The 20,422-nt window shown below is 41.1% G+C and carries 23 protein-coding genes; 17 read left to right on the forward strand and 6 right to left on the reverse strand.

Translation table 11 applies throughout. From position 1 onward, the window contains the following. The first annotated feature begins 35 nt into the window (after nucleotides 1-35). Nucleotides 36-617, forward strand: a complete 582-nt coding sequence (gene rok, locus MKZ05_RS06975; RefSeq protein ID WP_003210851.1) for a transcriptional regulator Rok — start codon at nucleotides 36-38, stop codon at nucleotides 615-617. A gap of 52 nt (nucleotides 618-669) precedes the next feature. Here the strand turns inward: rok and MKZ05_RS06980 are convergent, their stop codons facing one another. Next, nucleotides 670-1,587 (reverse strand): hypothetical protein, encoded by a 918-nt coding sequence (locus MKZ05_RS06980; protein WP_050945137.1) that lies wholly within the window; start codon nucleotides 1,585-1,587, stop codon nucleotides 670-672. Between the two features lie 84 nt (nucleotides 1,588-1,671). Here MKZ05_RS06980 and MKZ05_RS06985 point away from each other — a divergent pair, with 84 nt between their 5' ends. From MKZ05_RS06985 to moaD, 6 genes are read left to right on the forward strand one after another with little or no spacing between them, the layout of a single operon-like run. Continuing rightward, nucleotides 1,672-2,253 carry a molybdenum cofactor guanylyltransferase gene (locus tag MKZ05_RS06985; RefSeq protein ID WP_212045816.1) on the forward strand — a complete coding sequence of 194 codons (582 nt, stop codon included), beginning with the start codon at nucleotides 1,672-1,674 and terminating at the stop codon, nucleotides 2,251-2,253. Between the two features lie 30 nt (nucleotides 2,254-2,283). Further along, nucleotides 2,284-3,300: a thiazole biosynthesis adenylyltransferase ThiF gene (locus tag MKZ05_RS06990; protein ID WP_003211141.1), complete on the forward strand. Its 1,017-nt coding sequence runs from the start codon at nucleotides 2,284-2,286 to the stop codon at nucleotides 3,298-3,300. Between the two features lie 9 nt (nucleotides 3,301-3,309). After that, nucleotides 3,310-4,587, forward strand: a complete 1,278-nt coding sequence (gene glp, locus MKZ05_RS06995; RefSeq protein WP_253622654.1) for a gephyrin-like molybdotransferase Glp — start codon at nucleotides 3,310-3,312, stop codon at nucleotides 4,585-4,587. Then, a complete protein-coding gene (gene mobB / locus MKZ05_RS07000) occupies nucleotides 4,569-5,093 on the forward strand; it encodes a molybdopterin-guanine dinucleotide biosynthesis protein B (protein WP_284906327.1) in 525 nt (174 codons plus the stop codon). Before glp ends, mobB begins: the two co-directional genes overlap by 19 nt. After that, nucleotides 5,090-5,581 (forward strand): molybdenum cofactor biosynthesis protein MoaE, encoded by a 492-nt coding sequence (locus MKZ05_RS07005; RefSeq protein WP_339161977.1) that lies wholly within the window; start codon nucleotides 5,090-5,092, stop codon nucleotides 5,579-5,581. The genes mobB and MKZ05_RS07005 overlap by 4 nt, the downstream gene beginning before the upstream one ends. Continuing rightward, nucleotides 5,574-5,807 carry a molybdopterin converting factor subunit 1 gene (gene moaD, locus MKZ05_RS07010; protein ID WP_339161980.1) on the forward strand — a complete coding sequence of 78 codons (234 nt, stop codon included), beginning with the start codon at nucleotides 5,574-5,576 and terminating at the stop codon, nucleotides 5,805-5,807. The genes MKZ05_RS07005 and moaD overlap by 8 nt, the downstream gene beginning before the upstream one ends. Nucleotides 5,808-5,853: 46 nt before the next feature. On the opposite strand, the gene MKZ05_RS07015 is transcribed toward moaD, so the two are convergent. Further along, the gene (locus MKZ05_RS07015) at nucleotides 5,854-6,231 is read right to left on the reverse strand and encodes a hypothetical protein (RefSeq protein WP_003211488.1); all 378 of its coding nucleotides are present in this window, start codon (nucleotides 6,229-6,231) and stop codon (nucleotides 5,854-5,856) included. Between the two features lie 508 nt (nucleotides 6,232-6,739). Here MKZ05_RS07015 and MKZ05_RS07020 point away from each other — a divergent pair. The 8 genes from MKZ05_RS07020 (at nucleotide 6,740) to lepB (ending at nucleotide 15,037) form a co-directional block, all read left to right on the forward strand. Continuing rightward, nucleotides 6,740-7,366, forward strand: a complete 627-nt coding sequence (locus tag MKZ05_RS07020; protein WP_003211611.1) for a YIP1 family protein — start codon at nucleotides 6,740-6,742, stop codon at nucleotides 7,364-7,366. 9 nt (nucleotides 7,367-7,375) lie between these two features. Then, on the forward strand, nucleotides 7,376-8,482 hold the full coding sequence (locus MKZ05_RS07025; RefSeq protein WP_321999022.1) for an efflux RND transporter periplasmic adaptor subunit: 1,107 nt from the start codon (nucleotides 7,376-7,378) through the stop codon (nucleotides 8,480-8,482). Further along, nucleotides 8,479-9,180 (forward strand): ABC transporter ATP-binding protein, encoded by a 702-nt coding sequence (locus MKZ05_RS07030; RefSeq protein WP_050945131.1) that lies wholly within the window; start codon nucleotides 8,479-8,481, stop codon nucleotides 9,178-9,180. Before MKZ05_RS07025 ends, MKZ05_RS07030 begins: the two co-directional genes overlap by 4 nt. Further along, a complete protein-coding gene (locus MKZ05_RS07035) occupies nucleotides 9,167-10,360 on the forward strand; it encodes an ABC transporter permease (protein WP_065097196.1) in 1,194 nt (397 codons plus the stop codon). The genes MKZ05_RS07030 and MKZ05_RS07035 overlap by 14 nt, the downstream gene beginning before the upstream one ends. Nucleotides 10,361-10,681: 321 nt before the next feature. Then, the gene (locus tag MKZ05_RS07040) at nucleotides 10,682-11,437 is read left to right on the forward strand and encodes a DeoR/GlpR family DNA-binding transcription regulator (protein WP_050945129.1); all 756 of its coding nucleotides are present in this window, start codon (nucleotides 10,682-10,684) and stop codon (nucleotides 11,435-11,437) included. Beyond that, entirely contained in the window at nucleotides 11,434-12,345 is a 912-nt protein-coding gene (pfkB, locus tag MKZ05_RS07045; protein WP_339161984.1) for a 1-phosphofructokinase, read from the forward strand. The genes MKZ05_RS07040 and pfkB overlap by 4 nt, the downstream gene beginning before the upstream one ends. A gap of 13 nt (nucleotides 12,346-12,358) precedes the next feature. Then, on the forward strand, nucleotides 12,359-14,254 hold the full coding sequence (locus tag MKZ05_RS07050) for a fructose-specific PTS transporter subunit EIIC (protein WP_339161986.1): 1,896 nt from the start codon (nucleotides 12,359-12,361) through the stop codon (nucleotides 14,252-14,254). Nucleotides 14,255-14,464: 210 nt separating this feature from the next. After that, on the forward strand, nucleotides 14,465-15,037 hold the full coding sequence (gene lepB, locus MKZ05_RS07055; RefSeq protein ID WP_223251366.1) for a signal peptidase I: 573 nt from the start codon (nucleotides 14,465-14,467) through the stop codon (nucleotides 15,035-15,037). Nucleotides 15,038-15,102: 65 nt separating this feature from the next. On the opposite strand, the gene MKZ05_RS07060 is transcribed toward lepB, so the two are convergent. Next, a complete protein-coding gene (locus tag MKZ05_RS07060; protein ID WP_034619939.1) occupies nucleotides 15,103-15,378 on the reverse strand; it encodes a hypothetical protein in 276 nt (91 codons plus the stop codon). Nucleotides 15,379-15,521: 143 nt separating this feature from the next. On the opposite strand from MKZ05_RS07060, the gene MKZ05_RS07065 reads away from it, so the two are divergent. Further along, nucleotides 15,522-17,141, forward strand: a complete 1,620-nt coding sequence (locus MKZ05_RS07065; RefSeq protein ID WP_003212114.1) for an ATP-binding cassette domain-containing protein — start codon at nucleotides 15,522-15,524, stop codon at nucleotides 17,139-17,141. A 37-nt stretch (nucleotides 17,142-17,178) separates the two neighbouring features. On the opposite strand, the gene MKZ05_RS07070 is transcribed toward MKZ05_RS07065, so the two are convergent. The 3 genes from MKZ05_RS07070 to mreBH form a co-directional block, all read right to left on the reverse strand. After that, entirely contained in the window at nucleotides 17,179-18,411 is a 1,233-nt protein-coding gene (locus tag MKZ05_RS07070) for an aminopeptidase (protein WP_137054688.1), read from the reverse strand. Between the two features lie 105 nt (nucleotides 18,412-18,516). Beyond that, nucleotides 18,517-18,648: a protein YkpC gene (locus tag MKZ05_RS07075; RefSeq protein ID WP_003210922.1), complete on the reverse strand. Its 132-nt coding sequence runs from the start codon at nucleotides 18,646-18,648 to the stop codon at nucleotides 18,517-18,519. Nucleotides 18,649-18,722: 74 nt separating this feature from the next. Then, on the reverse strand, nucleotides 18,723-19,730 hold the full coding sequence (gene mreBH, locus MKZ05_RS07080; protein ID WP_003211642.1) for a rod-share determining protein MreBH: 1,008 nt from the start codon (nucleotides 19,728-19,730) through the stop codon (nucleotides 18,723-18,725). A 276-nt stretch (nucleotides 19,731-20,006) separates the two neighbouring features. Here mreBH and MKZ05_RS07085 point away from each other — a divergent pair, with 276 nt between their 5' ends. Then, on the forward strand, nucleotides 20,007-20,285 hold the full coding sequence (locus MKZ05_RS07085) for an AbrB/MazE/SpoVT family DNA-binding domain-containing protein (protein WP_003211634.1): 279 nt from the start codon (nucleotides 20,007-20,009) through the stop codon (nucleotides 20,283-20,285). Nucleotides 20,286-20,422 lie beyond the last annotated feature (137 nt).

Here is a 20,422-nt window from a genome sequence, read left to right on the forward strand (position 1 = left end):
ATAGAATATTTTTTATATGATGAGGGGGAAATCCATTGTTTAATGAGAGGGAAGCGTTACGATTACGATTGGAACAATTAAACGAAGCAGAAGTAAAGGTCATCCGTGAATATCAAATTGAGCGAGATACGATTTATGCAAAATTAAGAGAATTAGACCGTCATGGAACAGGTCTAGTGTCAGATACAAAAAAAGAAGTGCGTACAGAAAGAAAAACGGATTCACTGCCTGTATTAGCTGAACTGGCTGCACAAGAAATGAGAAGCTACCAGCCGCCTGCACAATCACAATCAAATGCTGTATCAACTTTAGGAACAGGACAGCTAAACGGTGCACCTGTAGGTATTCCTGAAGGATCTACAAGACGCAGAAGAGGCACAGCTCGCCCTGGTTCAAAGGCAGCTAAGCTTCGTGAAGCTGCGATTAAAACGTTAAAGCGTCATAATGCAGCGATTAAAAGCTCTGAACTTCAAAAAGAAATTGAAAAAGAGAGCGGTCTTGAAATTCCAAATATGACAACGTTTATGCAAAGCTTAATTAAAATGTATCCTGAAGTGAAAAAGCCATATCGCGGACAGTATATTTTAGAAGGCGATATTCAAACAGAAGACGAATAAATAAAAAAGAAACTGCTGACGAAAAAAGCCAGCAGTTTTTTTATTGCGAGAATTACTTTTTTTGATCAACAGTATAGACAATTTTTCGTTCCTTTGACAGGTGATCACGCTGCTTTTTGAAGCCTTCAATCTTTACTGTCATGACATCTCCATTTTGCTGCACCGCATCGACTTGTGCTTGTAGCGTTTGAACTTGTTCATTCAACTTTTTCAAGATGGGTTCGATTTCTTCCGTTGTTTGCAGGAGGCTGTCTCGAGAGAATGGCTGTGAATTTGTTTGAGCTGACTGGTCAATATCAGCAAAATGAGATGCGATCCATTCCTCACTTTCGGCTAACTGCTTTTGATAGCTTGTGAGCGTTTCATAAAAAATCGCTTCCTTTGCTTTTTCAATTTGCAGTAATTTCTCTTGTGTTTCATAAAAACGCTCCTGCAGGTGTTTTACGCCTTCCTGTAATAGATTGAGCTCTGCGTTTTTATCACCTAATGTTTGCTGCAGTTTCTCAATCACAGCGGATAAAGTATTTCCTTTTTTCTCCTCTTTTGCAAGCCGTTTATCTTGATCTTGCACCCGTTCATTTAATTGTTGAGAGATTTCTTTATATTTGATGACTTTTAAATGCAGCCGGTGTTTTTCTTCCGTTTCTTTCCTTCTATGAAAGGTTTCTTTTTGGAGCATTTCATGAAGAAGGACTATTTTATGTAATAATTCAGATTTGCTGTAGGAAAGATCCTGTATTTTTGAGGCTGCATGATCTTGATCAATGGTCATTTCATCCAATTGTTGCTTTAATTGCGTGTAATCCTTTTTCATCTCGTGATATTCTTGAGTTAACTTCTTGTTTTTAGAATACGTATATGAGGACTGTAAATCAGAGATCATTTGTTGATATTTGGCTGTTTCCGCTTTTAAGTATAAATTCTCTTGAGATAGGTCATGGAATAGGGGAGAAGCATGGCGCCTGTTCATCGATAGACCCTCCTTATTCATGTTACCAATAAAGTATGCGAGATGAGAGTGATTAGAACAACCATATCAAAGGAGGGTGAGTGGATGGACGTAGTCAATGTCATTTTAGCTGGAGGAGCATCCAGACGTTTTGGAGAGCCAAAGGCAAGTTATATGTATCAAGGAAAACCACTATATGAGCATGTGAAAAAGCAACTTTTGAAAGGACAGATGGTCATCATCAGCCATCCATCACTTCTGACCTTTTTTAAAGAAAGAGGTGAACGAGATGTGTGGTTGGATGATGAACAGGTGCTCGGATGCGGGCCGCTTGCCGGCATGTATACAGCGATGCAAAAGCAAGAAGCAGCATGGTATTTAGTGACGGCATGTGACATGCCTTTCGTGCGGAGAGAGACCGCCGAAGCATTATCGTCCTATTGTGGCGAGCACGTAGATGCAATCATCCCGCTTGTTCAGGGCAGATTACAGCCTTTATTTGCACTTTATCACCGCCGCTGTCTGCCGTCCATTGATGCGTGTTTAAAAGAGAATCAATTAGCCATCAAAGAGTTACTTCAAAGGCTTAAGGTGCGTATCGTCTCAGAAGAGGAACTGAACGTAACACCAAATGAATTCCGAAATATCAATAAAAGAAGCGATTTACCTGAAAACGGTATGATATGATACATAAAAAATGGTGAGGAGAGAACAGCATTGAATGATCGATATTCAAGACAAATCTTGTTCCCTCCGGTTGGGGAAAAGGGTCAGCGTGCGCTTGCTGACAGTCATGTTCTAATTGTTGGAGCGGGTGCACTTGGAACGGCCTCTGCGGAAGGGCTTGTCCGGTCTGGGATCGGCACGTTGACGATTGTTGATCGTGATTATGTAGAATTTTCAAATTTACAGCGGCAGCAGCTGTATACAGAACATGACGCAAAGGCACATGTGCCAAAAGCAGCTGCGGCAAAAAAACGTCTCCTAGAGATCAATCATGAAGTGACCATACACGCCCTGATTGAAGATGCAGGGGTTGAGCTGTTAAGACCGTTATTTCACAGCGCAAATATTGTCATTGATGCGACGGATAATTTTGAGACGAGAATGGTCATGAATGATTTATCGCAGGAAACGAAGACGCCGTGGATATATGGTGCTTGTGTGAGCAGCCAGGGGATGTATATGACCATTTTGCCAGATAAAACGCCGTGTTTATCGTGTGTCTTTACAGAACTGCCTGTTGGCGGTTTGACGTGTGATACAGCGGGGATTATTTCTCCAGCAGTTCAGATGGTTTCTGCTTATCAGCAAACAGAGGCGCTAAAGTATTTAACAGGACATGAAGATCAAATCGAACGGAAATTTGTCACATTTGATCTTTGGCAGGCGACATCGTTTAAAATGGATTTGTCTCTTACTAAGCAGAAGGACTGTCCATCTTGCGGCAAAGATAGAACCTATCCTTATTTACACGATCAGCGTAAAAAAACGACGATTCTTTGCGGGCGGGATACAGTCCAAGTTGTATCTAAGGATCTAGCTAATCTATCATTTCAGCATGTGAAAGAGCGGCTGTCATCCATTTGTGAGGTAGAAGTGAATGACTTCTTAATCCATGTCCGCTATGAATCTTATCGTATCGTCTTTTTCAAAGGTGGACGTGCATTAATCCATGGGACAAATGATGAAAAAGCAGCCAATTCATTACTAGCAAAACTGCTAGGGATATAGGAGTGAAGTGTGATGGAAAGACGTCAGCCAATTCCAGTACAAGAAGCCATTCAAAAAGTCCATCAATATGAAAAGCATGGAGAAGCAGAATGGGTGCCTTTAAGAAATAGCCTTGAAAGGTTCATTGCAGAAGATATTTTGGCAGATCATGATGTGCCTGCATTTGATCGGTCCCCGTATGATGGTTTTGCACTTCGGGCAGAAGATACAAAAGAAGCGTCAAGCGAGCATCCGGTTGAATTTGAGGTCATTGATCATATTGGGGCAGGAGTGGTCTCAGCAAAAACCATCGGTCCCTTTCAAGCCATTCGTATCATGACAGGAGCAAAAATCCCGAATGGAGCAAATGTCGTCATCATGCTTGAGCTGACTAAAACCTTTGAAAAAGATGGAAAATCATACATGTCACTTAAAAGACCGCTGAAAAAAGGGGACAATATTTCTCGTCAAGGAGAAGAGGTACTTGAAGGGAATGTGATGCTCAAAAAAGGAACCAAAGTAACTCCGGGCGTTACGGCCTTATTGGCGACATTCGGATATGCGGTAGTTCCAGTTGTCAAAAAGCCAGTGATCGGCATCATCTCAACAGGTACAGAGCTTCTTCAAGTGAGTGATGCGATGGTGGACGGGAAGATTAGAAACAGTAACCTTAGCATGGTTTATGCCCAGATCCTTAAGGCTGGGGGAGAGCCGCTTGATTTAGGCGGTGTGTCCGATGATTTTGACAAAAGCTATCATGCAGTCAAAGCAGCCTTAAGCAAGGTAGACTTCTTAATTACAACAGGCGGAGTTTCAGTAGGTGATTTTGACTTTCTCCCCGCAATTTATGAAAAGCTGGGAGCTCAGGTGCTATTTAATAAAGTGGCCATGAGACCCGGCAGTGTAACGACGGTTGCTGCAATGCCAAATGGTCAACTGCTGTTTGGCCTGTCAGGAAATCCTGCTGCCTGTTTTGTTGGCTTTGAATTATTTGTGAAACCGATGGTCTATAAATGGTCTTTCAAGAAACAGCCGTTACCCGATTTTGCTGAGGCGAAGCTGACACACGATTTCCCAAAAGCCAATCCGTTTACTCGATTTGTCAGAGCGGCACTTGAGTTCACGGGCAGTCAGCTCAGTGTGACCCCAACAGGTCTCGATAAATCAAGTGCCGTGACCTCAATAGCAGAGGCGAACTGTTTCATCGTGCTGCCAGGTGGAACAAGAGGTTTTAAGGCTGGTGATCAGGTGCATGTTCTGCTGTTTCAGCACGAAGGCGAGGGTTCCCCATGCTGGATGACACATTAAGTATATTACAGGTGGTCGGTTATCAAAACAGCGGAAAGACGTCGTTGATTGAAAAGCTCTGTCAGCTGGCTGTACTTGATGAGCTGAAGCTAGGCTGTTTTAAACACCATGGACATGGCGGTAAACCAGATCGTCTTTTGAAAGAAAAAGACACCGATCGATATGTCGGGGCAGGTGCATTTGCCGCTGGCGTAGAAGGAGAGGGTGAATTTCACTTTTCAATGCAGCACATCACGTTAAAGCAATTGCTCAACATGTGTAAGTATCTTCCATTAGACGCGGTCTTGATAGAAGGGTATAAACAGGCACCATACCGCAAAATCGTTTGTGTGAAGAATGAAGAGGAGCTCATTGATCTTTCAACACTTTCCAATATACAAGCAGCTATTTATTTTTCTCAAGAGTTTCAGTTAGCCAAAAATTACTCTTTTCCAGTGTTTTCAGCCTTTGAAAAGGATGCGAATACATTTTGTTATAACTTATTGAAAGGAGGCGGCTCTATTTGAGTGAACTTTTTAAAATAACAAAAGTGCCGATTGATGTGAATGAATTGATTCAGCATGTGACAAAGCGGAAGGCAGGGGCCATTACGACGTTTATCGGGACGGTCAGAGAGTGGACAAACGGTAAGAAAACGCTGCGCTTAACTTACGAAGCTTACATACCAATGGCAGAAAGCATGCTAAGTCAAATTGGACAAGAAATCAAGAAACGATGGCCTGATACTGAAGCAGCCATTGTGCACCGGATCGGGACACTTGATATAACGGATATTGCTGTTGCGATAGCCGTTTCATCTCCTCATAGGAAGGCTGCATACGAAGCGAACGAATATGCCATTGAGCGAATTAAGGAAATCGTTCCGATTTGGAAAAAAGAATATTGGGAAGACGGGGAAGCCTGGATAGGTGATCAGCTTGAAACAGTTTCATATCCAGAGGGGAAACCTAGCGAGCTTCAACTTGCAAAGAAAGAAGGTGATCAGCTTGATTAGTGTATTATTGTTCGCCGGCCTTGCTGAGAAGGCCGGTAAACAACAAATCATCATTCAAAAAGATCAAACAACTGTTGATGAGATTAAATTAGAATTACAGGAGGTATATGGTGTTGATGCTGCACAAAATGTGATGGTTGCAGTCAACGAACGATATACGAGGGGAAACACTGAAGTGCGTAGCGGGGACACTGTTGCATTCATTCCTCCTGTAAGCGGTGGATAATAGATATTAGAGGATTTGGTTATGGCCAGCGGCTGTAACCAATTTTTTATGTGTGAAAAGATTGTAGAGGTATTTGGGTGTGATCTTCGTAAATAAAACATCCCCTTCGTGCTTTAGAAATGTGAGGATCGAGCTGCTGAATCAGATCATACAATTCACTAATTCGTCTCACGTTGAAATCTGTCTGGGCTTGAAGCTGTTCTTTTAATTCTTTTGTGCTCACAATGCTTCCCTTTTTCTCTTTAATAATATCTACACATCTAGCAGCGTAGTATATTTTGTCATTAGAGGGTCTGCTTTCTTTCATATCAAGTAATTTGAGCTCATGATAAATCAGTTCTCTTTCCTTTCGAAAGTATTGCCATGCTTCTTGTTCCTTTTCATAAAGTAAAATCAATTGCGTTTTCAATTTTTCTCTTAACATTCACTTGACTCCATTTCCACTATCATTTAACCTACCTCTATTTTACATTATATGAAAAAATAACTTTTGATCAAGTAAAATCATGATATTTTTAATTTTTTAATATGAAAGTATTGTTACTAAAGGCTCATTTGTTCTATAAAAGAAACCAATCATAGTCCTATAAAGCCGGGATTTGTTGAAATTACTAGGATTATTTTAACAAAAAATTGTTGTGTCTCACAAAAACCAACCGAATTCAAAGGAAAAGGATATTTATTCCGAAAGACATGGGTTTTTTTGATAAAATGTTTTTAGGTCAGAAAAACCTTTATTTCTTGATATGAATATGATCTAGTCATGGTGTCATTTGGAGGATTTCATTCATGATAATAGATAATTTTTCCCTCAATGAAAATAAGAAAATCAAATCATCCATCACTTATTGGCAATCTTTTGATAAAATAGAAAGAATAAGAGAGAGCATGTGCGTTTGCATACTTGCATGACATAGAGAGGATGACATTTGATGAAAGAAAATATGCAAAAGCCTACGATCATTGGAGTGAGCACAAGGCCTTCGGAGCACCTGAAAAGAGTCTGGGAAAATCCGGTGGTTTGGTGGCCTTTATCCTGCGTACTTTTTTTAACAGTGATTGTGACTTATTTGTCAGAGCTGGTGAATGAAGGAATGTGGGCAGATTTAAGCTTGCCGGTATCGGTCGTTTATGTGGTGACGCTAATTGGTCTACTTCTCGGGCTTGTGGTTAATGCTGCAATATATAAGTTCATCGTTTTTTTAGCAAAGGGTGATGCATCGTTTCAGCAGCTGTTTTCAGCGGTCCTGTTTATTACACCAGTTACGATCGTTGGTACGATTATTTCTCATCTGTCCATCATTCTGTTCCATGTGCCAAAAAACATCACAATCACCTCATTAAATGCACTCATTCAAACGTCTGGTCCATGGCATGCTGTGCTTGCCAATATTGATCTATTTGTGATCTGGAACCTTGTTTTAACAGGCTTTTTATTGATGAAAGTAGGCCATATATCGCCAAGAATCGCTTGGACCATTATAGGAGTCTTTTATCTCTTATCTATCATTTTTCAATATGTAGGAACTGCAATCACCATATCAGTAAGCTGGGGGTAGAATGTCTTTATGAGAAAGAAAATCATCATCGGATCCATTTTTATTATTGTTATCGGTCTATTTATTGGCTTTAACATTGCGAAAAATCAATCAAAGCCTGCTTCGACAGCAGCTATTAAAACAGTAAAACCTACGCAAAAAGAAATCACCACTACGGTCATGACGCCAGGGACACTTTCATTCTCTGAAGAGCAGTTCATTTATGCAGAAGAGGAAAAGGGACATTTGAAGAGGATTTCTGTGAAAGAAGGAGAAAAGGTAAAGCCTGGAACGCCGCTTCTTACATATGAAAATAGGGAGCTGGAGCTTGAAGAAGAGCAGCAAGCTCTTGCGGCTGAATCCAGTACGTTAAAACGCGAACAATTACAAAATAGATTGAGCGAATTAGATAAAAAACAAGGAGGCGACTCCGCTGCCAATCCTAAAACCGAGCGAGACCAGCTTGAACTAGAGCTGAAAGCGGCTGAATTAGAACAAAAACAAGCAGAGATCAGCCAAGAAAAAGTAAAAGCACAAATAGAAGATTTAATCGTACATAGTAAAATTGCCGGTACAGTCATTTCCATTGAGCAAGAAGAAGGGGCAGGAAAGCCAGAAGAGAGACAGGCGATCATTCATATTGGCAATGAGAAAAAAATGATTGTAAGAGGATTGATTTCTGAATATGACGCCATAAAAGTGAAAAAGAAACAAAAAGTAAAGATAACGTCTGATGTCATTCGCGGAAAGAGCTGGCAAGGGGTCGTGAAAAAAGTGGGGGTTGTACCTGCTCAGGCAGCATCCGAAACAACTGCAGGTGATCAAACGGTGCAATATCCAGTTGAAATCGAAATAAAAGGAAAAAAACCTGAAGCAAAACCTGGTTTTAAAATGATCATGGAAATTGAAACAGATAAGCGTCAAGCCCTAACGATTCCTGAATCAGCTGTAAAAAAAGAGGATGATGGACAATACGTTTATGTTGTCAAAAAGAATGTACTTAAAAAAGTAAAAGTAGAGCTAGGGGAAACGTCAGGTCATGATCTTGAAGTGACAAAAGGTGTCATAGCAGAGGATCAAATCATTTCTCATCCATCAGATGACATGTATGACGGAATGGAAGTGAATGCTGAATGATTCAGCTTTCAAACGTGACAAAAAGCTATGAGGTTGCCGAGGAATCATTTGATGTATTAAGTGAGGTCGATCTTGTCATCGAAAAAGGCGAGTATATGTCCATTATGGGCCCGTCCGGCTCTGGAAAATCGACGTTAATGAATATCATTGGCTGTTTAGACCGGCCAACTACAGGACAATATCATTTTCAAGGAAGAGAGCTGTCAGCAGCAAAGGATCAAGACCTCGCAGTGATTCGAAATCAATTCATTGGATTTGTCTTTCAGCAATTTCATCTGCTGCCGAGGTTAAATGCGAGGCGTAATGTTGAGCTTCCGATGATTTACGCTGGTATCAGTCAAAAGGAAAGAAAAGAACGTGCAGAGATGGCACTTGAAAAGGTTGGTTTGACAGACCGAATGAAACATATGCCAAGTGAATTGTCGGGAGGGCAAAAGCAAAGAGTGGCAATAGCCCGTGCAATTGTCAATAAGCCGCAACTTATCTTAGCAGATGAACCGACAGGCGCTCTTGACTCAAAAACAAGCTTCTCAATCATGGAACAGTTTACTAAGCTGAATGAGGAAGGGACAACGATTGTACTTGTCACCCATGAAGAAGAAATAGCTGCGTATACAAATCGGACGGTCGTTGTAAGAGATGGACGACTCGTTGAAGATAGATTGACACAAGGGGACGCTATGAATGAAACTCTTTGAAAATATCAAAATAGCGATGAATTCTGTTTTAGCTCATAAATTACGTTCTATTTTAACGATGCTTGGGATTATTATTGGTGTTGGATCAGTCATTGCGGTCGTGGCTATCGGTCAAGGCGGCGAGCAAATGCTAAAAGGGTCGATTTCAGGTCCAAACAATACCGTTGATATGACATATACGCCTTCTGACGAAGAGTTAAATGCAAATCCCAACGCTTTATTCGACGCCACATTTACTGAGGAAGACATAAAAAGCATTAAGACAATCAATGGGGTGAATCAGGTTGCCTCTTCGACTGCGCAAGGAATGCAGCTGAGATTTCAAGATACGACAGTGGATGCGACAGTTAACGGTATAAATGAAGGGTATACAAATGTACATTCATTACAAATAGCAGAAGGGCAGAATTTAAGAGATATTGACTTTAGAAGCGGCAGAAGAGCCGCCCTCATCTCTGAAGGCTTACAAAAAGAATTATTTAATGGACAGAAGGCATTGGGCGAAATGATTTGGATGAACGGACAGCCGGTTGAAGTCATCGGTGTTTTAGCCAAACAAAAAGGAATGCTCTCATTCGATATGAATGAAATATATGTCCCATTTGCCATGCTCACCTCCACATTTGGGATCAATGAATACGATAAGTTGTCAATTCAAGTCGCACATGCTGATCAAATGAAGGAAGTAGGAAAGAGTGCGGCTGCATTATTAAATGAAAACCATCATACAGAAGATGCTTATGAAATGATCAACATGGAAGAAATCGCAGAAGGCATCGGTCAAATCACGTCTGTTATGACAACAATCATTGGGTCAATAGCTGGAATTTCTTTACTTGTTGGCGGTATCGGTGTGATGAATATCATGCTTGTTTCTGTGACAGAGAGGACAAGGGAAATCGGTATCCGAAAAGCGATTGGAGCAACGAGGGCTCAAATACTCGTTCAATTTTTAATTGAGTCTGTCGTCTTAACCTTGATCGGCGGGTTGATGGGGATTGCACTAGGTATAGGCGGTGCCTCGTTAGTATCACTCATTGCCGGCTGGCCGTCCTTAGTATCTTGGCAAATCATTTGTGTAGGTGTGCTGTTTAGTATGCTTATTGGGATTGTTTTTGGGTTAATTCCTGCGAATAAAGCAGCAAGACTAGATCCGATTGATTCTCTTAGATATGAATAATTTCGAGAAGAAAAAAAGTATATAAACAGTGTGAATTCCGCTGTAATCAAACATCAAAAGCTTTTATGCACATCGCATAAAAGCTTTTTTTAGTTCTATTGAATGAAATGAAAAATGATAGAAATGCTAAGATCATGACTTTCATCTTAATGTCACATATTTTTCAGTTTACAAATGGTACATATAAAGGTAAGATGACCATGGTGAAAGATTTTGATAGTTATTGAATGTATTTGATTGTTTTGTATTGATAATGTTGAAAAAAGCGATTACAATAAAGGTGCGCGCAAAATGAATACGTTTTCAAAAGGGGGTGTTTTCATGTTAACACCGGAAAGACATCAACTCATTATCGACTGTTTAGAAGAAAATGATGTCATCAAAATACAGGACTTAACGATTATGACGGATGCGTCTGAATCTACTATTAGAAGAGATTTATCAGCCCTTGAAGAAAAAGGATTTCTTAAAAGAGTTCATGGGGGAGCAGCCAAGATATCAAGTATCCGTCTTGAACCAGATGTATTTGAGAAATCTGCCAAAAACCTTCAAGAAAAGTCATTGGTTGCAGAGGCAGCTGCTTCACTTTTAAAACAAGGCGATTGTATTTATTTAGACGCTGGTACGACCACACAGCAAATGATTGAATATATCGATCCAGATCAAGATATTGTTGTGGTGACAAATGGTGTTATGCACATTGAAGCACTCATGAGAAAAGGCATTTCTTTTTACCTGATAGGCGGATCAGTGAAACATCGAACAGGAGCCATGGTCGGAGCCGCAGCCTTAACGGCGATGGAAAATTACCGTTTTGACAAAAGCTTTGTTGGGACGAACGGCATTCATCCCGAGGCGGGGTTTACAACACCTGATCCAGAGGAAGCGCTCATGAAAAAAAGGGCCATGAAGCAGGCGAAAAAAACCTATATCTTAACAGATGCCTCTAAATTTGGCGAAATATCGTTTTCAACCTTTGCTAGTTTACAGGAAGCCACCATTATCACAAACGACGCAAAAGAGGATTCATTCGATAATTACCATGAAAAAACGGTTATAAAGGTAGTGAAAACATGATTTATACAGTTACTTTAAACCCATCAGTTGATTACATCGTACACGTGGAGGATTTCACAGTCGGCGGTTTGAATCGTTCAACCTATGACAAAAAATATCCGGGCGGAAAAGGGATCAATGTCTCGAGGCTTTTAAAACGTCAAGGTGTTGAATCAAAAGCACTTGGATTCATTGGTGGATTTACAGGCAAATATATTCAAGATTTTTTACAGAACGAACAATTACAAACAGCCTTTCACGAGGTGTCAGAAGATACAAGAATCAATGTGAAGCTAAAAACAGGTGAGGAGACAGAAATCAACGGACTCGGCCCATCCATTACTGAAGCACAATTTGATTCGTTTCTGTCTCAATTTACTTCATTGATTGAAGGAGATGTCGTTGTGTTAGCTGGCAGTATTCCTTCTTCATTGCCTCATAACACATATGAACGTATTGCTGAGGTGTGCGAAAAGCGAGGCGTTAGAGTGGTCCTTGATATTTCCGGGGAAGCCCTAAAAAAAGCAGCAGGCTTGAAACCGTTCTTAATGAAGCCAAACCATCATGAACTAGGTGAAATGTTTGAGACAAGCATCTCTACTGCGGAAGAAGCTATTCCTTATGGGAAGAAGCTGTTAGAGCAAGGTGCTGAACATGTTATCGTATCCATGGCTGGTAATGGCGCTCTCTTATTCAGTAAGGAAGGGATTTATCAGTCAAATGTTCCAAAGGGTACGCTTGTTAATTCGGTTGGTGCAGGGGATTCAGTCGTTGCAGGATTTTTAGCCGGCGTTTCGAAAGGCCTTTCGATTGAAGAATCATTTAAGCTTGGCGTCACATCAGGCAGTGCTACAGCATTTTCTGAAGAGCTTGGGACAAAAGAGCTTGTTGACACACTATTACCACAAGTAAAAGTCACACGCATTTAAAGGAGGAGTCACCATGAAAATAACAGAACTACTCACAAAGCAGACCATTAAGCTTCAATTAGACAGCCAGCAGAAAGAAGCAGTCATTGAAGAATTAGTCACTGTTTTAGATACAGCAGGCAAGTTAAATGATAAAGAGGGCTACAAAGAAGCAGTGATTAACCGTGAAAAACAGAGCTCTACTGGTATTGGTGAAGGAATTGCTATCCCTCACGCTAAAACAGCAAGTGTCAAAGAGCCTGCCATTGCATTTGGCCGCTCGGTAGCTGGTGTAGATTATGAATCACTGGATGCGCAGCCGAGTCATCTTGTCTTTATGATTGCAGCAACTGAAGGCGCAAACAACACGCACTTAGAAGCACTTTCTCGTTTATCAACACTTCTGATGCGTGAAGAAATCAGAAAGCAGCTTCTTGAAGCGGCTACTGAAGATGAAATCATCGATATCATCAATACGCATGATAAGGACGACGATGAAGAAGAAGAGGAAGTTCAAGAGGAGCCGGTTGCAGCAGGTAAACCAGCTAAGATTTTAGCAGTAACAGCTTGCCCAACAGGTATTGCACATACATTTATGGCAGCAGATGCTTTGAAAGAAAAAGCGAAAGAAATGGGCGTTGACATTAAAGTTGAAACAAACGGCTCTGGCGGTATTAAACACGCTCTTACCGCAAAAGAAATCGAAGAAGCACCAGCCATCATTGTGGCAGCGGACAAGCAAGTTGAAATGGAACGCTTTAAAGGCAAACATGTCATTGAAGTACCTGTGACAGCAGGAATCCGTCGTCCGCAGGAATTGATTGAAAAAGCAGTCAATCAAGATGCGCCGATCTATAAAGGCTCTGGCGGTAGTTCTTCAAAAGACGAACATGAGTCATCTGGCAAAGGGAGAAGTGGTTTTTACAAGCACTTAATGAGCGGTGTAAGCAACATGCTTCCATTTGTTGTCGGAGGCGGTATCCTTGTTGCAATTTCATTCTTCTGGGGTATTAAATCGGCTGACCCTAATGACCCTTCATTTAATTCATTTGCAGCTGTTTTAAAAGGAATTGGTGGAGATAATGCACTTGCCTTAATCGTGGCTGTATTAGCCGGATTTATTGCGATGAGTATTGCAGATCGTCCAGGTTTTGCGCCAGGTATGGTCGGTGGATTTATGGCATCGGCAGCAGGTGCTGGATTCTTAGGCGGACTCATTGCCGGTTTCCTTGCTGGTTATGTCGTTGTGTTACTTAAAAAAGTATTTACATTCGTACCGCAGTCACTCGACGGAATTAAACCGGTTCTGCTCTATCCATTGTTCGGTATTTTCTTCACAGGTATCATTATGCATTACATTGTTAACACACCAGTAAAAATGGTGATGGACGGATTAACTCATTGGCTCGAAACTTTAGGTACTGGAAACCTTGTCTTAATGGGCATTATTTTGGCAGGTATGATGGCGATTGATATGGGTGGGCCAATTAACAAAGCGGCTTACACATTTGGTCTTGCGATGATTGCTGCTGGAAACTATGCACCGCATGCTGCCATTATGGCAGGCGGAATGGTACCACCACTAGGTATTGCACTTGCTACAACAATTTTTAGAAATAAATTCTCAAAACGTGACCGAGAAGCAGGGATTACATGCTACTTCATGGGAGCTGCCTTCATCACTGAAGGGGCGATCCCGTTTGCAGCGGCTGATCCTCTACGCGTGATTCCTTCAGCTGTCATTGGAGCAGCTGTGGCTGGCGGATTAACGGAATTCTTTAGAGTCACGCTTCCTGCACCGCACGGCGGACTATTCGTTTTCTGGGTAACAAATCATCCGATACTTTATATCATCAGCATCTTAATCGGTGCCGTTGTAACAGCGATTTTACTTGGTATTTTGAAAAAACCAGTGAAACTAGAAGCGTAAAGTAGAAGAGAAGCATCGTGAACAGCGGTGCTTCTTTTGTTTAATTATGAACAAATTAGGAAAAAATATCTAATTGAATGGTTGTCTTGTGAATTTTTAAATGACATGTGATAAAGTAAAGTTATTCAATTCACGTTTCAAGTCTTTTAGCAGAAAGTCTTAGGAGGAAGCAGTATTTTGAACGAAGAAAACAAACAAAACGAAAATGATATTCAATCTGATGCAAAGCAAGCCAAAACAGAGAAGAAAAGTTCACTGTTTGAGTGGATCAAAGCCATTTTAATTGCACTTGCGCTCGTCTTGCTCATCCGTACGTTTATATTTGAGCCGTATGTGGTGGAAGGAGAGTCGATGGAACCGACCCTTCATGATGGAGAAAAGCTGTTTGTCAACAAAACCATTAACTATCTAGGTGGTGTCAAACGAGGTGACATCGTGATTATTAATGGAAAAGATGGCCAGAAAATTCATTATGTAAAACGATTGATCGGTCTTCCGGGAGACACGATTGAAATGAAGGATGATACGCTTTACATTAATGGTAAAAAAGTAGATGAGCCTTATTTAAAAGAGAACAAGGCACATGCGAAAGAGTATGAAGTGCATTTGACAGGGGATTTTGGTCCAGTGAAAGTACCGAAAAACGATTACTTTGTGATGGGGGACAACAGACTCAACTCCATGGACAGCAGAAATGGACTTGGGCTCATTCAAAAGGATCGGGTTGTCGGGACATCAGAATTTGTTTTCTTCCCATTTGGCGACATTCGGCAAACAAAATAAAAGCACCCTTCTCAGGTGCGTGAGAAAAGTGCTTGAACGGGCGACCCTTAAAAGAAGGGTCGTTTTTAATTTGGCGTGAGCACTGTAACAATGAGCACAATGGCCAGCACAGAAGCGAAGACAGACCCAGTAATGGCTAAAACGGACCGAAACAATCCGATCTTATGATTTTCTTTCCCTCGCTTTTGTAAAAAGCGTTTCGAAAAGATGTGTACCAGTGTGTAAATAAGCACAAGCCCAATATAAAGGCCAAAATCCCTCGCATTAAAGCCTGTTGCAGATAAATAAATACCCATAAAGAAAATCAATAAACAGTATTCCATCAGTGTAAGTAATCTCAAATCGCACGAACTCCTTCAATAAATCATTCCCACTTATTATACCATATTGGACAATTTGCCTTCGTTCTTAGTGAGAGACGTTTCTATCAAACGTTATTCATGTTATACTTCATAATGATGAATGAGTGATGGAGGATTAATAAATGATTGCAGTAAATAATGTTAGTTTGCGTTTTGCTGATCGTAAACTATTTGAAGAAGTAAATATTAAATTCACTCCTGGCAACTGCTACGGTTTAATTGGTGCCAATGGAGCTGGTAAATCAACGTTTCTAAAGATTCTTTCAGGTGAAATTGAGGCTCAGACGGGCGATGTTCATATGAGCCCTGGTGAGCGTTTAGCGATTTTAAAACAGAACCACTTTGAATACGAAGAATTTGAAGTATTAAAAGTCGTCATGATGGGTCACAAACGTCTATATGATGTGATGCAGGAGAAAGATGCGATCTATATGAAACCTGATTTCTCAGATGAAGACGGGATTCGTGCAGCAGAGCTTGAAGGTGAGTTCGCTGAGTTAAACGGCTGGGAAGCAGAAAGTGAAGCAGCGATCTTATTAAAAGGTCTTGGCATTCCAGAGAGCCTTCAATCGAAGAAAATGTCTGAGCTTGGTGGTTCTGAAAAGGTTAAAGTACTACTAGCCCAAGCTTTATTTGGTAAGCCTGACGTCCTTCTTCTGGATGAGCCAACAAACCACTTGGACTTACAAGCCATCCAGTGGCTGGAAGAGTTCCTTATTCATTTTGAAAACACCGTCATCGTCGTTTCGCATGACCGTCACTTCTTAAACAAAGTATGTACACATATTGCGGACCTAGACTTCGGAAAAATTCAAGTATATGTCGGAAACTATGATTTCTGGTATGAGTCCAGCCAGCTAGCGCTGAAACTCAGCCAAGATGCAAATAAGAAAAAAGAAGAGCAAATTAAGCAGCTTCAAGAGTTCGTTGCCCGGTTCAGCGCGAATGCTTCTAAATCGAAGCAAGCGACGTCAAGAAAGAAATTGCTTGATAAAATCTCTTTAGACGATATTAAGCCATCTTCACGTAAATATCCGTATGTCCATTTTGCGCCAGAGCGCGAAATCGGGAATGATGTTCTTCAAGTAGAAGGTCTATCAAAAACAATCGACGGTGTGAAAGTACTTGATAACGTCAGCTTTATTATGAATCGCGAGGATAAAATTGCGTTCCTAAGCCGTAATGAGCTTGCTGTGTCTACTTTATTTAAAATTCTTGCTGGTGAGATGGAGCCAGACAGCGGGACATATAAATGGGGCGTCACAACATCTCAAGCCTTTTTCCCGAAAGACAATAGTGAATACTTTGAAGGAAACGATGTCGATCTAGTGGATTGGCTTCGCCAGTATTCTCCTAATGATCAAAGCGAAAGCTTCTTACGCGGATTCTTAGGACGTATGCTTTTCTCTGGGGAAGAAGTTAAGAAAAAAGCAAGCGTCTTATCAGGAGGAGAAAAGGTTCGTTGTATGTTATCGAAAATGATGCTGTCAGGAGCGAATGTACTGCTTCTAGATGAGCCGACGAACCACTTAGACCTAGAGTCCATTACGGCGCTGAATAACGGTTTAATGAGCTTTAAAGGAGCTATGCTCTTCTCATCTCATGACCATCAGTTTGTTGAAACAGTGGCAAACCGTATTATCGAAGTGACGCCAAATGGCATCGTCGATAAACAAACAACATATGATGAGTTCTTATCAGATCAAGAGATTCAAAAGAGGCTCGTTGAGCTTTATGCGTAAATAAGAAAAGACATCCACAAGTGGATGTCTTTTTTGGTTAAATCGCCCAGTTTCCATTACGGAAGATCGGTTCACGTTTTCCGTCTTTTGTAATACCGTCAATATTCATTTCCTTTGAACCAATCATGAAATCGACGTGTGTGATACTGTTGTTTACACCAGCTGCATCCAATTCTTCACGATTCATCTCTTTTCCGCCTTCGATATTGAACGCATATCCGCTGCCGATGGCAAGGTGGTTTGATGCGTTCTCATCATAAAGGGTATTGTAATAGAGAATGTTCGAGTTTGAGATTGGTGAATCATCTGGTACGAGAGCAACCTCACCTAGATAATGAGAGCCTTCATCTGTTTCAACGAGCGAAGTTAAAATGTCTTCGCCTTCCTTCGCTTTCACATCGACAATTCGGCCATTTTCAAATGTTAAAGTAAACTCATCAATGATATTTCCTGCATAGCTGAGCGGTTTTGTGCTTGAGACAGTCCCATTTACACCATCTTTTTTAGGTACGGTAAAGACTTCTTCTGTTGGCATGTTGGCCATGAAAGAGACGCCGCGCTCACTCACGCTGCCGGCACCTACCCAAATGTGCTGCTCAGGGAGCTCAATCGTTAAATCAGTGCCAGGAGCATCATAATGAAGCTTGTGGTAGTGGCGCTCATTTAGGATTTTGACCTTTTCATTTAGCAACTCATCGTGCTTTTTCCAAGCCTCCACAGGATCTGCTTGATCAGCGCGAGCGACTTTAAAGATTTGATCCCATAATAAAGCGACAGCTTCTTCATCTGTCTCGTCAGGGAAAATCTTTTTCGCCCAATCTTTTGATGCAGCGCCTACGACCGTCCAAGCCACTTTGTCTGATTGAACGTATTGGCGATATGTATGAAGGGCGGATCCAGCGGCTTTTTGCTGTGCAGCGATTTTTTTCGAATCAATGCCTCGCAGAAGGTCAGGGCTTTCTGACAAGATCGTGATAAAAGCGCCGCCGCGTTTTGCGATGGTTTCCATCATCTGTGCTTCCCATTCTGGGAATTGCTCAAACACATCCTGCGGTGCATGTTCATATTTTAAACGAGCAAGAACACCATCACTCCAGCGGATATGTACGTTTTTCGCCCCGTGCTCATACGCATGTTTCGCGACAAGACGAACAAGGTCTGCAGATTCAGTAGATGCAGATACGACGACTTCTTGTTCTTTTTGAACATTCACACCGACTTCAACGATGGTCTTCGCATATTGATCTAATTGTTTTTCAAATGTACTCATAAAAACCCTCCTTTAGTCATGTTCATCATATCAGATTTAAGACCGAAAAGGAAAATGGGGAGCACGCGAAAGGCCAAAATAAAAAAGCCGCTTTCATGCGGCTTTTTAGCGGTTCAGTTGTTTCACAGGCTGTGCATTAGAAGGGGGCATATGTGAAAACGACAGGCTCATTCCTCCTAATATAATACCCGTTAAAATGACTGTGACAACGACCCGTTTACCTAAATCAAGCAACATGTTCTTCCTCCTTCACGTTTATCCATTCCTCACGATATGATCGAAATGATAAAAAAAGAAGTAGAACAAGAAGATTATTTTAATGTTTTTTGCAATTTATGAATGACTTCTAGTGAACGACCTGTTCCGATTGCGACAGACTCAAGTGGATTTGCTGCAATATGAACTGGAACGACAATCTCCTGTGAGAGCCATTCTTGAATCCCGTTTAACAAAGCGCCACCGCCGGTTAAGATCACGCCGCGGTCTACGATGTCACCACTAAGCTCTGGAGGGCTGTCCTCTAATGTGGCACGAATCGCCTCTAAAATATGAAGAAGTGACTCTCGCATGGCACCTTGAATTTCATGAGATTCAAGTGTGATCGTTTTTGGAAGACCTGTCACTAGATCACGTCCACGTACTTCTAATGATTCAGGCTCATGCTCAATGAGACAATAACCAATTTCCATTTTAACTTGCTCAGCTGTCCGCTCGCCGATTAATAGGTTATATTTCTTTCGGACAAACGTAATGATATCTTCATCCAGCTGATCTCCGCCAATTCGAATGGAATGACAAGAGACAACGCCGCCAAACGAAATGATGGCAACTTCCGTTGTTCCTCCGCCAATATCAACTACGACGTTTGCAACAGGCTCATCTACTGGGAGATCAGCGCCGATTGCGGCTGCAACAGGTTCTTCTATTAAATGCACGTGCTTTGCTCCGCAGTTTTTCACAGCATCACTGATGGCACGACGCTCAACAGCTGTTGAACCAGAAGGTGTACATACGACGACCGTTGGTTTTCTGAAGGTAAACCCGATATTTTTTCCTGCTTTTTTCATGATTTGTTTGAGTAAATCTGTTGTCATATCATAATCAGCGATGACACCGTCTTTCATCGGACGGATCGCCACAATTTTCCCAGGTGTTTTCCCAATCATTTCTTTTGCTTCTGTTCCGACGGCAAGTACAGTTTTTGTTTCTGTATCGACTGCCACGACGGATGGTTCATTTAAAATAATTCCCTTATTTTTACTATAAACCAATATGTTAGCTGTTCCTAAATCAATTCCAATTTCGGCATTTTGAAACATGTTTTCACCCAATCTCTATTTTTGCTGTTTTAAACAATTTTACATTTAAAAGTTCAGAGGGTTGAGGTCATTTGTGGGGGTTTGTGATGACCTTGAAATGAACTTGTAAAATTCAAGTATCATTTTGACAATCACAATAAATTTTCCCTTTGTTTTTTCTTTTATGAAAAAAATTTTTATATAGGAGAAACCTTTTGAGAATCTCTTACGTCTACGATATATCAATTGGTGAAAAACAGATTGATCTTGAGCTAATGAAAGAAAGAGGGAACGAAATTGAAATCTATCGGAGTCGTAAGAAAAGTAGACGAACTAGGGCGTATTGTGATGCCAATCGAATTAAGAAGAGCACTTGATATTGCCATTAAAGACAGTATGGAATTTTTTATAGATGGGGAGAAAATCGTCTTGAAAAAATACAAGCCAGAGGGTGTTTGCCTCATGACTGGTGAGATTACATCAGAGAACCATGATTATGGAAATGGTCAAATTACATTAAGCGCTGAAGGCGCAGAACTGCTCTTAAAAGAGCTGCAAGAAGCTCTTCAGCAGTAATGAAAAAAGCCTGCTCTCTTCCTTTGTGCGGAGAACAGGCTTTTTTTCTGAAAAAGTTCCTTAAAAATGCCCCATCTCCCTCAAAAAATAAGTGGAAAATGGTACAATTGACAAAGAATCTCAGGGCGGCAGGTGGA

It is taken from the genome of Bacillus sp. FSL M8-0277 (assembly GCF_037975305.1).
GTDB classification, from domain to species: domain Bacteria; phylum Bacillota; class Bacilli; order Bacillales; family Bacillaceae; genus Bacillus; species Bacillus pumilus.

Bases quoted from the DNA above. Each gene is read 5' to 3' on its own strand.
- mreBH (WP_003211642.1), bottom strand. From the start codon at position 19,730: ATGTTTCAAAATGCCGAAATTGGAATTGATTTAGGAACAGCTAACATA.
- MKZ05_RS07065 (WP_003212114.1), top strand. From the start codon at position 15,522: ATGATTGCAGTAAATAATGTTAGTTTGCGTTTTGCTGATCGTAAACTA.
- pfkB (WP_339161984.1), top strand. From the start codon at position 11,434: ATGATTTATACAGTTACTTTAAACCCATCAGTTGATTACATCGTACAC.
- MKZ05_RS07075 (WP_003210922.1), bottom strand. From the start codon at position 18,648: ATGTTGCTTGATTTAGGTAAACGGGTCGTTGTCACAGTCATTTTAACG.
- MKZ05_RS07040 (WP_050945129.1), top strand. From the start codon at position 10,682: ATGTTAACACCGGAAAGACATCAACTCATTATCGACTGTTTAGAAGAA.
- mobB (WP_284906327.1), top strand. From the start codon at position 4,569: ATGCTGGATGACACATTAAGTATATTACAGGTGGTCGGTTATCAAAAC.
- MKZ05_RS07035 (WP_065097196.1), top strand. From the start codon at position 9,167: ATGAAACTCTTTGAAAATATCAAAATAGCGATGAATTCTGTTTTAGCT.
- MKZ05_RS06985 (WP_212045816.1), top strand. From the start codon at position 1,672: ATGGACGTAGTCAATGTCATTTTAGCTGGAGGAGCATCCAGACGTTTT.
- MKZ05_RS06980 (WP_050945137.1), bottom strand. From the start codon at position 1,587: ATGAACAGGCGCCATGCTTCTCCCCTATTCCATGACCTATCTCAAGAG.
- MKZ05_RS07070 (WP_137054688.1), bottom strand. From the start codon at position 18,411: ATGAGTACATTTGAAAAACAATTAGATCAATATGCGAAGACCATCGTT.
- MKZ05_RS07020 (WP_003211611.1), top strand. From the start codon at position 6,740: ATGAAAGAAAATATGCAAAAGCCTACGATCATTGGAGTGAGCACAAGG.
- MKZ05_RS07025 (WP_321999022.1), top strand. From the start codon at position 7,376: ATGAGAAAGAAAATCATCATCGGATCCATTTTTATTATTGTTATCGGT.
- MKZ05_RS07050 (WP_339161986.1), top strand. From the start codon at position 12,359: ATGAAAATAACAGAACTACTCACAAAGCAGACCATTAAGCTTCAATTA.
- MKZ05_RS07030 (WP_050945131.1), top strand. From the start codon at position 8,479: ATGATTCAGCTTTCAAACGTGACAAAAAGCTATGAGGTTGCCGAGGAA.
- MKZ05_RS07015 (WP_003211488.1), bottom strand. From the start codon at position 6,231: ATGTTAAGAGAAAAATTGAAAACGCAATTGATTTTACTTTATGAAAAG.